Source organism: Fretibacterium sp. (assembly GCF_057312375.1).
In genome coordinates this window covers 1-10,805 of the sequence record NZ_DBHLDX010000063.1, presented here as the reverse complement: position 1 = coordinate 10,805, position 10,805 = coordinate 1, and the positions used below count along the sequence as shown (strand labels likewise).

General features: G+C 68.9%; 9 protein-coding genes. 1 reads left to right on the top strand and 8 read right to left on the bottom strand.

Annotation, left to right across the window (positions count from 1 at the left end; all coding sequences use genetic code 11):
• From mutL to dsdA, 4 genes are all read right to left on the bottom strand, one after another.
• On the bottom strand, positions 1-1,226 hold a 1,226-nt coding region (gene mutL, locus ACO41U_RS08585; RefSeq protein ID WP_485943174.1), incomplete at its 3' end, for a DNA mismatch repair endonuclease MutL.
• Positions 1,219-3,810 (bottom strand): DNA mismatch repair protein MutS, encoded by a 2,592-nt coding sequence (gene mutS, locus ACO41U_RS08580; RefSeq protein ID WP_485943172.1) that lies wholly within the window; start codon positions 3,808-3,810, stop codon positions 1,219-1,221. The genes mutL and mutS, both read right to left, overlap by 8 nt.
• A 2-nt stretch (positions 3,811-3,812) precedes the next feature.
• A complete protein-coding gene (locus ACO41U_RS08575; RefSeq protein WP_298780261.1) occupies positions 3,813-4,589 on the bottom strand; it encodes a tRNA 2-thiocytidine biosynthesis TtcA family protein in 777 nt (258 codons plus the stop codon).
• A 62-nt stretch (positions 4,590-4,651) separates the two neighbouring features.
• The gene (gene dsdA, locus ACO41U_RS08570) at positions 4,652-5,926 is read right to left on the bottom strand and encodes a D-serine ammonia-lyase (protein WP_485943170.1); all 1,275 of its coding nucleotides are present in this window, start codon (positions 5,924-5,926) and stop codon (positions 4,652-4,654) included.
• 383 nt (positions 5,927-6,309) lie between these two features.
• On the opposite strand from dsdA, the gene eda reads away from it, so the two are divergent.
• On the top strand, positions 6,310-7,272 hold the full coding sequence (gene eda / locus ACO41U_RS08565; protein WP_298780264.1) for a bifunctional 4-hydroxy-2-oxoglutarate aldolase/2-dehydro-3-deoxy-phosphogluconate aldolase: 963 nt from the start codon (positions 6,310-6,312) through the stop codon (positions 7,270-7,272).
• A gap of 31 nt (positions 7,273-7,303) precedes the next feature.
• Here the strand turns inward: eda and ACO41U_RS08560 are convergent, their stop codons facing one another.
• The 4 genes from ACO41U_RS08560 to ACO41U_RS08545 all read right to left on the bottom strand — a co-directional run.
• Positions 7,304-8,299 carry a M23 family metallopeptidase gene (locus ACO41U_RS08560; RefSeq protein WP_485943168.1) on the bottom strand — a complete coding sequence of 332 codons (996 nt, stop codon included), beginning with the start codon at positions 8,297-8,299 and terminating at the stop codon, positions 7,304-7,306.
• Complete coding sequence (locus ACO41U_RS08555) at positions 8,296-9,159, bottom strand: purine-nucleoside phosphorylase (protein ID WP_298780266.1); 864 nt, start codon at positions 9,157-9,159, stop codon at positions 8,296-8,298. The genes ACO41U_RS08560 and ACO41U_RS08555 overlap by 4 nt, the downstream gene beginning before the upstream one ends.
• Positions 9,160-9,232: 73 nt before the next feature.
• Positions 9,233-10,126, bottom strand: coding sequence for a tyrosine-type recombinase/integrase (locus tag ACO41U_RS08550; RefSeq protein WP_485943166.1), 894 nt, complete (start codon positions 10,124-10,126; stop codon positions 9,233-9,235).
• 196 nt (positions 10,127-10,322) lie between these two features.
• The coding region (locus tag ACO41U_RS08545) for a TylF/MycF/NovP-related O-methyltransferase (RefSeq protein ID WP_485943164.1) at positions 10,323-10,805 on the bottom strand (483 nt) is incomplete at its 5' end.

The window sequence follows — 10,805 nt, the reverse complement described above, 5'->3', positions numbered from 1 at the left end:
GGCGCGCCCTCCGGCTCCGGGCTCGGCTCGCTTTCCTCCCTCCACGGCGCCGGTGCCGGGGGGGGCTCCGCTTCGGGCTGGGCGGTCCCCCCGAAGTCGGGCGGCATGACGCGGCTGAAGGGCGGCAGGGGAGGGGAGGACGCAGGGGGCGGGTCGAGCCGCGGGGCCGTAGGACGGAGCGTCGGGCCCTCCCGGAAGCTCCAGCCGCGCTCCATGACGGCGGCGCGGGACCCCGCGTCCGGTGCCGCCGCGCCCGCCGACGGGAACGTCAGAGGGGCTGGGGCGCCCAGCTTCCCCGCCGCCTCCCGCACGGCCTCGAACACCTCCCCCGCGTAGCGGAAGCGCACCTCCGCCTTGGCCGGGTGGATGTTGACGTCCACCAGCGACGGGTCCAGGGACAGGAACAGGGCCCAGTTCCCCGTCAGCTCCCGCGCGGCCGCGGTCACCGCCCCCTTGACGACGGGGTCGTTCACGGCGCGCCCGTTGACGAAGGCCATGACGTCGCTGCGGCCCTGCCGTGACTGCAGCCAGGCGACGAGGGACAGGTGTCCGGCCTCGGCCTCCGCCGTCTGAATGGGAGGTTCTGCGCCCCACAACCGCTCCAGGACGCGCCGGCGGTCCCCGCCCCCGTCCGTAGAGAGGACCTCGCGCCCGTCGTGCTCCAGGGCGAAGCTCACGTCCGGTCGGGCCACGGCGTACTCCCGCATGACGGAGGCCGCGCGGCGCAGCTCGCCCGACGCGCTCTTCATGAACTTGCGCCGCGCGGGGAGTTCCTTGAACAGCTCGTCTGCCTGGACGCGCGTCCCCGGTGCGCAGGCTGCGGCGACGTGCTCCGTCACGCGCCCCCCTGAGGCGCGGATCAGGCCGCCCGCCCCGCCCTCCGGCCGGCTGCGAATTTCTAGGTCCGCCACCGCGACGAGGCTGGCCAGCGCCTCGCCCCGATAGCCCAGGGTGCGGATGTTCTCCAGGTCCTCGATGCCCCGGAGCTTGCTGGTGGCGTGCGGCAGAAGCGCCAGGGGCAGGTCCTCGAAGCCGATGCCGCAGCCGTCGTCCTCCACCACGATGCGCAGCCGCCCTCCATCCCACAGGCGCACCCGCACCCGGCGCGCGCCCGCGTCCAACGCGTTCTCCACCAGCTCCTTGACGGCCGAGGCCGGACGCTCCACCACCTCGCCCGCCGCGATGCGGGTCCAGACTCCCTCCGGCAGCTCTCGAATCTCAGGCATGACTCAACGCCCTCACGCTCTTCTCCTTCAGCCGGCGAAGGGCCTCCAGCGCCTGATCCGGCGTCAGGACCTCCGCGTCCAGCTCCGCCAGCTCCTCCACCACGGCGTCCGTCTCCGGCGAGAACAGGAGGAGCTGACGCCTCAGCGCTCTCTGGGGCAGGGGGGGCGGGAGGTTCGCGCGCTCAAAGCCCTCGCGTTCGAGGAGCTCCAGGAGCTCGAAGGCCCGGCGCAGCACGGAGGGGGGCAGGCCCGCAAGCCGCGCCACCTCGATGCCGTAGGAGCGATCCGCGGGGCCGGGCGTCACCTGGTGGAGGAACAGGATCCCCGTCTTGCCCTCGGCCACGGCCATGCTGAGGTTTTTCACACCCTGAAGCTTGTCCTCCAGGTGGGTCAGCTCGTGGTAGTGTGTGGCGAAGAGCACGCGCGCCCGGCTCTCTGCCTGCAGGTGCTCCAGCACGGCCCAGGCGATGCTCATCCCGTCCCAGGTGGCCGTCCCCCGTCCCACCTCGTCCAGGATCACGAGGCTGCGGTCCGTGACGTTGTTCAGGATGTTGGCCGTTTCCAGCATCTCCACCATGAAGGTGCTGCTGCCCCGCACCAGGTCATCCCGTGCACCGATGCGCGTGAACACCCGGTCCACGAGGCCTATGACGGCGCTCTCCGCCGGGAGCCAGAGGCCCGCCTGGGCCATGATGGCGAGGAGCGCCGTCATGCGCAGCCAGGTGGACTTGCCCGCCATGTTGGGGCCGGTCAGGATGACGACGCGGGCGCCGTCGCCCCCCAGCGTCACGTCGTTGGGGACGAAGGCCGCGTCCTCCATGGCTGCCTCCAGCACCGGGTGGCGGCCCCCCCGAACGGAGAACTCCGTGGAGTCGTTCACCGTGGGGCGGACGAAGTTTCGCTCCCGCGCCACGACGGCCTCGGAAGCCAGACAGTCCAGCACGCCCAGGAGGTGCCCCGTCACCTGCAGGTCGGCGCCGGCCTGCACCACGCGCTCCGTCACCTGCTGGTACAGCTCCCCCTCGACGCGCGCGATCTCCCCTTCGCTGCGCAGCATCCGGTCCTGAAAGTCCCGAAGCTCCGCCGTGACGAAGCGCTCCGCATTGACCAGGGTCTGTCGGCGCTCGAAGTGGGGCGGCACCGTGGTCAGGCCCGTGCGCCCGACCTCCAGGTAGTAGCCGAAGGCCCGGTTGTAGCCGACCTTCAGCCGCGGCGTGGCGCAGGCCGCGCGCTCGCGCTCCAGGTAGTCCGCCAGCCAGGCCTCTCCCTTCCCCGCAGCGTCGCGCCACGAGGCCAGCTCGGAGCTGAAGGAGGACCGGATCACGGCCCCCTGTCCCAGCGCCCGCGGCAGGTCGTCCTCGAGGGCCTCCTCCAGGTATTGGCGGAGCTCCGAGGCGTCGGGGAAGGAGCGGAACAGGCCCGCCAGAGGCTCCGGGAACTCCACGGCGAGGAGGTCCGGCAGGAGGCGCAGGGTGTCGCGGACCGCGGCCAGGTCCCGCGGCGTCCCCTCGCCCAGGGCGAGGCGCGACAGGGCGCGCTCCACGTCCCGCGTCCCGGCCAGGAGGTCCTGGAGGCGGGACGACGCGGGCGCGTCGTCTGCGATAAGGCCGATGCAGGCCTGACGGCGCTCGATGGCGGCGACGTCCATCAGCGGGCGCAGCAGCCAGCCCCGCAGCGTGCGGCGCCCCATGGGGGTGCGGCAGCGGTCCAGGCAGGAGAACAGCGAGGCGCCCCCCGCCGCCGTTTCCGGGATCAGCTCCAGGTTGCGCTGGGCGGCCTCGTCGATGACCATGCGGCCCTTCACGAAGAGCGGCGTCACGCGCAGCACGTGGCGCACCGCGCTGAACTGCGTCGCGGAGAGGTAGTCCAGCACGGCCCAGGCCGGTCCCACGCAGGGGTCCTCCTCCTCGACGCCGAAGGACGCGAGGCGCGCCCCGCCCAGGGCGGAGGAGAGCCTACGGGCCGCGTTCGCCGTCTTGAAGGCCTCCGGAGCGGCGGGGCGCAGGGGCTGTCCCTCCAGAAAGCCCGGCAGGGCGCCTTCCAGGTTGGAGGGGAAGAGCACCTCCCCCGGCGCGAAGGCAGAGAGCAGCGCCGCGGCCTCCTCCTCCGGCAGCGTGCCGGCCTCAAGGCTGCCCGTTTCCACGGCCAGAAGCGCCAGCGCCACGCGTCCGTTCCGCAGGGGCAGGAGGGCGGCCAGGTGTCCCGCCTCCGTCCCCTCCTCAGGCACGTAGGTGCCGGGCGTCACGACGCGCACCACGCGCCGCTCCACCACGCCCTTCTGCGGGACCAGGCCGACCTGCTCGCAGATGGCGGCGCGGTAGCCGGCCTTGATCAGCCGGCCGAGGTAGAGGGAGAGCGCGTGGTACGGCACGCCGGCCATGGGGATCTTCTTCTCGCTGTCCCGCGCGGTCAACGCGATGTCCAGCACGGACGCGGCGACGCGGGCGTCGTCGAAGAAGAGCTCGTAGAAATCCCCCATCCGAAACAGCAGGAGCGCGTCCGAGTACTGCTCCTTGAAGGCCTTGTACTGATCCAGCCAGGGCGTCATCTTGACGTCCCCAGGGACCGCTTCCTCCCGCGCCACGGTCAGGCCCCCTCCCGCCATGCATCCTGGCCGCTCAGGCGCTCCAGCGCGTTGAGCAGCTTGCCGTTCAGGTCCGGCACGTCGACCCGAAGGTCGGCCAGGAGGGTGCGCACGCGCTGCCGCTCCGTGTGCCCGGCCCAGGGGCAGGACGCATGAGCCAGCACCGGCAGGGCCAGGCGCTGCGCCTCGTCGACGATCGCGGGCTCCGTGGAGAGCACCAGGGGGCGGATCACCGTGACGCCGGCCCTCGACATGTGGACGACGGGCAGGAAGCTCCGCGCCCGCCCGGCCTGGAGCAGGTTCATGAAGAATGTTTCCGCGGCGTCGTCCATGGTGTGTCCCAGCGCCAGCCTGTTGAAGCCGTGCTGTGCGGCCCAGGAGCTCAGGACCCCGCGGCGCATGTTGGCGCAGAAGCTGCACGGGGAGCGCTCCTGGCGCTCCTGAATGATCTCCACGATGGGTTGGGCCGCCACGGCGTAGGGCACGTCCCGGGCCGCGCAGTAGGCCGCCAGCCCCCTCGTGTCCATGCCCGTCAGGCCCACGGTGCAGGCGGCCAGGTCAAAGGAAACCGGGCTGCGCCGCCGGAGGTCCGACAGCGCGTGGAGCAGGACGAGGCTGTCCTTGCCCCCCGACAGGCCCACCAGCACCCGGTCCCCCGGCTCGATCATGCGCCAGCGCGCCAGCGCGCGACCAATGCGCCTCCTCAGGGCGTGGCACAGCGGCGCGCTCCAGACCTCCTGCGCGCTCCCCCCGGCTAAAGCTTCGCGGTCCAGCTCCAAACGGCAGCAGCTCCTTCTTGAAAGAGAAATTCCCCCAGTGAAACTATGATAACACAGGTGGATTAAAGCCTCGTGGAGCGATACGCGGCGCGCTCCTCCTCCGGGACCATGCGGCCGCCGGTGCTCCAGACGACGTGGACGGAACGCCTCAGCTGCTCCTCCGTGAAGCGGTGGCAGTACATCCGCCCCGTTTCGGTCCCGAAGACGGCCTCCAGCGCGGCGTAAGCGGCGCAGGCGCTCGGCTCCATGAACAGGCCCTCGGTCCCCTCCAGCAGGCGCAGGTAATCGTAGAGCCGGCCGTCGCTGACGGTGGCGATGCCGTCCAGCATGTCCCTCATCACCCGCCCCACGAAGCCGGAGGGCCGTCCCACGGCAAGCCCGTCGGCCTGGGTGCGCCCCGTCAGGCCGACGTCCTGAACGGAGATGCCGTTCCCCTTGCCCGTGGCCATGCCCAGCAGCATGCAGGGAGCCTGAACGGGCTCGGCGAAGAAGGCGTGCACGCCGTCGCCGAAGAGCTGTTTGAAGCCGAAGGTCACGCCCCCCGGCGCGCCGCCGACGCCGCAGGGGATGTAGAGGAACAGGGGACGGTCCGTCCCCGGCGCGATGCCCAGCTCCTCCAGCTGGACCTTGGTGCGCCCGCCCGCCACGGCGTAGCCGAGGAAGAGCATCCGCGAGCTCTCGTCGTCCACGAAGAAGCTCTTGGGGTCCTCGTCCGAGAGCCGCCGTCCCTCCCGCACCGCAGCGCTGTAGTCGCCGTCGTACTCCTTGACCGTGACCCCGTGGCGGCGCAGCAGGTCCTTCTTCCAGCGGCGCGCGTCCGACGACATGTGGACGATGGCCTGGTAGCCGATGGCCGCGGACATGATGCCGATGCTCAGGCCAAGGTTCCCCGTGGAGCCCACCTGCATCTTGTACTGGGCAAAGAAGTCCCGGTGGTCCGCCAGGACGGAGTAGTCGTCGGTCGGGCGCAGGATGCCGGCCTTCAGGGCGAGCTCCTCCGTGCGGCAGAGCACTTCGTAGATGCCGCCGCGCGCCTTGACGGACCCCGCGATGGGCAGGTCGCCGTCCCGCTTCAGGAACAGGCGGCCCGGGACGGGAGCGGAGAGCGCCGCCTGCATGCGGGGCGTTTCCGTGAGGGGGGACTCGATGATGCCGTCCCCCGTTTCCGGGAAGCGGCGCTTCAGGAACGGAGCGAAGCGGCGGAGCCGCGCCGCCGCGTCCTCCACCATGGCCTCGTTCAGCGGGAAGCCGGGATCGGCCTCCGCGAAGGGCTTCACGTCCGGGTTCAGCCACAGAAAGTCCCGCGCTTCGACGAGCTCGGATGGAACGTTTCGCATTCAGATGACCTCCTCATGGGATGCTGACGATCCCGTAATCACGATGCAGAACGGGCTGCGCGCGCCAGGGAAAGGTGTCTTTCGCGCTCTGCTTCGGCTGGGTCCACGGCTTCGACCGATCTTTTGGGAAAATCATAGCACATGAGGGACGCACAGGACGAGGCTCGGGGGAGATCAGGAGGAGGGCACAGCGCAGGACGGCGGGTTCTGGCCTTTCCCGCCGCGCTATAGTACAATGCCTCATAAGAAGCGTCGGCGCAACCCGTTTCGGCGTTTCACCACAGCCGGCGGACGGGGTTGCTCTCCGCGTCTGGATAGTGTCGGCGACTGGACGTTTTTATTTTTGTTGTTGATTTTTGTTATAGAGAGAAGGGAGAACACACATGAACGAAGTGCTGCAGCAGATTGCGGACGTCGGCGTCATACCCGTCGTCACCGTAGACAACCCGAACCACGCGCTGCCCCTCGGCACGGCCCTGTTGGCGGGGGACCTGCCCGTGGCGGAGGTCACGTTCCGCACCAACGCGGCGGAGGAATCCATCCGCGTCCTGGCCTCGGAGCTGCCGGACCTCCTCGTGGGGGCGGGCACCGTGCTGACCGTGGAACAGGCTCAGAAGGCCGTTTCCGCCGGCGCGAAGTTCATCACCAGCGCGGGCTTCAACCCGGAGCTGGTGAGGTACTGCACGGAAAACGACATTCTCGTCATCCCCGGCGCCAACACGCCGACGCAGGTGGAGCAGGGGCTTCGGTCGGGGCTCTCCCTGGTGCGCTTCTTCCCCGCGGAACAGTCGGGCGGGCCGGCCATGCTGCGCGCCCTCGCGGCCCCCTACCACGCCATGCATTACATCCCCTCCGGGGGCGTGAACGCCACGAACCTTCAAGGCTACCTGGCCCTGCCCTGCGTCCTGGCTGCGGCGGGCAGCTGGATGGCGCCGCCCGACCTCATCGCCGCGGAGAGGTTCGACGACATCGCGCGGCTTTCGCGCCAGGCCGTCATCCAGGCCGTGGGCTTTGAGCTGGACCACGTGGGCATCAACGAACCGGACGCGGGCACGGCTCAGGAGGAGTCCGAGCTCATGTGCGACCTCTTCGGCTTCCCGCTTCGGCAGGGCAACAAGAGCTTCTTCGTGGGCGACGGCTTCGAGTTCATGAAGACGCCCTTCCTCGGAATGCACGGACACATCGCGCTCTCCGTCCTCAGCATGACGCGCGCCCTGGCCTTCCTCGCCCGCAAGGGCATGGGGACGCGCAGCGAAACGGAACGGCACGACGAGCGGGGGCGGCTGACCTTCGTCTACCTGGACCGCGAGATCGGGGGCTTCGCCATCCACCTGATGCAGCGGTGATGCCGACCGGGCGGATGGCCTCGCCGCTGCATCAATCCGCCACCCTGGCCCGCCCCGCGCGCTTCAGGAGCTGCGTGACGCTCGTTTCAAAGAGCGGCATGGGGTCGACGTACTGTCCCGCGAGGCACAGGCCATAGTGCAGGTGCGGGCCCGTGACGCGGCCCGAACGCCCGCTGCGCCCGACGACCTGCCCGCGCGCGATGCGCTGCCCCTCCTTCACCAGGCTCTCGTTCAGGTGAAAGAAGACGCTCACCACCCCGTTCCCCGAATCCACGTAGACGCTGCCTCCCGCGTAGTAGTGGTCGCCCACCAGGATGACCGTCCCGGCAAAGGGCGCGCGCACCGCCGTGCCCACCGCAGAGCGCAGGTCCGTCCCCGCGTGGTAGCCGCGCGGCGTACCGTTGTAGACGCGCTGGAAGCCGTAGCTGCTGGTGACCTTCATCAGGTCGAGGGGCTTTTGGGCTGGCGTCGTCCATTTGCGCTGCACCGTCATGGTCCCCTTGGCCCGCGCGGCCAGCGCGGCCTCGCGCTTGATGCGGGCCTGTTCGCCCTTCGGAGGGCTCACCATCTTCGGGCTGACCCTCAGCCGCTCCTGGGGGTACTTCCGGGCCCGCAGCACCACCTTACCCTTCACGTGGAAGCGCTGCCCGCCCTGGGTGAACTCGAACAGGATGGGGTACTCCCCCGGCTTGACATCGCGCACGTAGGAGCCCAGCAGCGCGTAGGAGATGCGCCCGTCGCCCCCCGGCTCCACGTCCAGCGATACCGTCCGCTTGAGCCACGTGACCGTCGGGGCGTCGTAGTCGGCGTCCGAGGTGATCGACACGGCGAAGGCCTGCCCCACGTCCCAACTGGTGGGGAAGGAAACGAAAGCGGCCCCCCAGGCAGGGCCTCCCCAGGTCGCGGCCACAAGGCAGAGAAGCATGGCGCATCTCAATAGGCCCCGCCATCCTGCCCCGCACCCCGTCGTCCTCGATGGGCCGCCCGACGCAGCCCCGCTGTTTTTTTTCGGACCCAACGTGCTCATTGCTCCTTGCTGTCCTCCCGGTTGAGCTCCCGCATCAGCCCGCGGATGATCGCCGTCAGGGGACGCGCGGACTTGGCCATGACAGACAGGACCTCCCGTGCCGTCAGCGGCTTCTCCGACAAGCCTGCAGCCTTGTTTGCAACGCAGGAGAGCACCGCGGTTTCGAGCCCCATGGAGTTGGCGACGATGACCTCCGGCACCGTGGACATGCCCACAAGGTCCGCCCCCATCATGCGGGCCATGCGGATCTCCGCCGGCGTTTCGTAGGACGGTCCCTTGAAGGCGGCGTAGACGCCGCGCCGCAGCTGCACGCCCGCCTCATCCGCCGCCCGGTCCAGCAGCTTCAGGAGGCGCGGGCTGTAGGCGTGGGTCAGGTCCGGAAACTGGACGTCCCAGCGCATGTCGAGGGGGCCGGCCAGGGGGTTGTCCCCCATCAGGTTGATGTGGTCCTCCACCGCCGCGATGGTGCCCGGCTCCATCTGCGCGCTGATCCCTCCGGAGGCGTTCGTCGCCACGTACTGGCGCACGCCCATCATCCTCGCCACGCGCGCCGGAAACGCCGCTCTGCGTATGGAATGGCCTTCGTAGTAGTGTATGCGCCCCTGCATCACCACCACGGGCCGGCCCTCCAGCTTCCCCAGCACCACGCACCCCGCGTGCCCCGGCGCGGTGGGCACCGGCCAGTGTGGGATGTCCTCCACGTCCACCGTACACGGGTCCTCCACCGCCTCCGCGACGGCCCCCAGCCCCGACCCCAGCACCACGGCCGTCAGCGGCTCACAATATACCCTCTGCCTCTGAAGGATGTAGAGGGCGGCGTCAAACGCACACTCATAGGAGCTCTTGTCATCCTGAACCATTCCATAACCTCCTCGTTATCTCCGTTAGGTAATATTTTGGAAGAGAAGTCCGCGGCTCCTTTCGGCTAACCCGTCAAGCGCGGGGGTGAAAGCGATCGTACTCGTCCCGCATCTCGCGGTCGAAGTGGGCGTAGACCTGCGTCGTCATGATGGAGGAGTGACCCAGCATCTCCTGCAGCGTGCGCATGTCCATGCCGCGGGCCAGAAGGTGCGTGGCGAAGCTGTGGCGCAGGATGTGGGGGTAGAGACGGGCGCGTGCGATCCCCGCCATCTCGCCGCGCCGCCGAAGGATGCGCCAGAGGTCCACGCGGCTCAGCCGGCGCCCCCGACAAGACAGGAACACGAAGGGCAGTCCCCGTCCGTTCAACTGCGGCCGCGCCGCCTCCAGGTACGTCCGCACGCTGCGGGCGGCGCCCCCAAGGAAGGGGACGACGCGCTCCTTGTCCCCCTTGCCCACCGTTCGCAGCAGGTGGGACTCGAAGTCCAGGTCCAGCACCTTCAGGCCGCAGATCTCGCTGGCCCGCAGGCCGCAGCCGTAGCCCACCTCAACGAGGGCGGCGTCGCGCACGTCCAGGGGCTTTGAGCCCCGGCAGGCCTCGAAGAGCCGCTCGATCTCCGCCTCGTTCAAGACGCGGGGCTCCAGTTGAGTTTTTTTAGGCAGCTCCGGAAGGGGAAACTCACTGTCCTCCCCGCGCTCCATCTCCACGTAGCGTCCCCAGGACCTCAGCGCCGCGATGGCCCGCTGCTGGGTGGAGCGCGCCTTCCCCTCCGCCTCCAGGCTGCGGCGGAACGCGGAAACGGCAGCCTCCTCCATCGGGTAGGGGGGCAGGGCCGCCGTCTGGCAGAAGCGCAGCCACTGACGCAGGTCGGAGGCGTAGCTCTCCGCCGTCAGGCGGCTGCGCCCGCGCTCTGCCTCAAGGTAGGTAAGGAAAGCGTCCACCAGTGCGTCGGCTTCGCGAAAGTCCATGACGTCCCTCCAGCGCGCCCGTTTGGCGCGCGTTTCCTTTCATTATACAACGCGGGCCAGGCTGCGGCCCGCGCTGCAGGGCATGAACGCAGGACAGTCGGAGCCAAGAGTGGCGAAGCGGTATCGGTCCATTAAAAGGTATCGGAAGGGAAGTTGCGTCGCCTCCAGGAAAGTGAAGGCCTTCACGCAAGGTCTTTCACCTCGCGATGACGGCCGATCCGCAGAAGTCCGGAAGGCAGACGTATCCGGCATGGTTTTCGGTGCAGAACTCCTTGACTGCCTGACGGACGCCCGGATACTCTCCGTTGTTGAAATCATGGATCATGAGGTAACCGCCCGGCGATAATCGAGGGTAAAAGAACCGAAGCCCTGCCAGGGTCGGTTGATACAGGTCAACGTCGAGGCTGGCGAAGCAAAAGCTCTCATCGATGCCATCCGCCGTGTCGGGGAACCATCCTTTTTTGACGATGCAGTTTTCTCCGTGCTCCATTTTCTCCAAGACCAGCGGAACGGATGTCTGCGAAAAATCCTGCGAGCCCGCTGAAAAATTTTTCTTCCGGTCGACGTCCGCATCGCGCCCATCAAAGCCCTCGAAGGTATCGAAGAGGTAGAGCTTTTTATCGGGCTTGGATTTACAATCTAAAAGCAACAGAAGGGGGAGAGAGGAGAAAAAAAGGCC

Coding starts and splice junctions, on each gene's coding strand:
- ACO41U_RS08550 (WP_485943166.1), bottom strand. CDS start 10,126: ATGGACTTTCGCGAAGCCGACGCACTGGTGGACGCTTTCCTTACCTAC.
- dsdA (WP_485943170.1), bottom strand. CDS start 5,926: ATGCGAAACGTTCCATCCGAGCTCGTCGAAGCGCGGGACTTTCTGTGG.
- ACO41U_RS08555 (WP_298780266.1), bottom strand. CDS start 9,159: ATGGTTCAGGATGACAAGAGCTCCTATGAGTGTGCGTTTGACGCCGCC.
- ACO41U_RS08560 (WP_485943168.1), bottom strand. CDS start 8,299: ATGAGCACGTTGGGTCCGAAAAAAAACAGCGGGGCTGCGTCGGGCGGC.
- eda (WP_298780264.1), top strand. CDS start 6,310: ATGAACGAAGTGCTGCAGCAGATTGCGGACGTCGGCGTCATACCCGTC.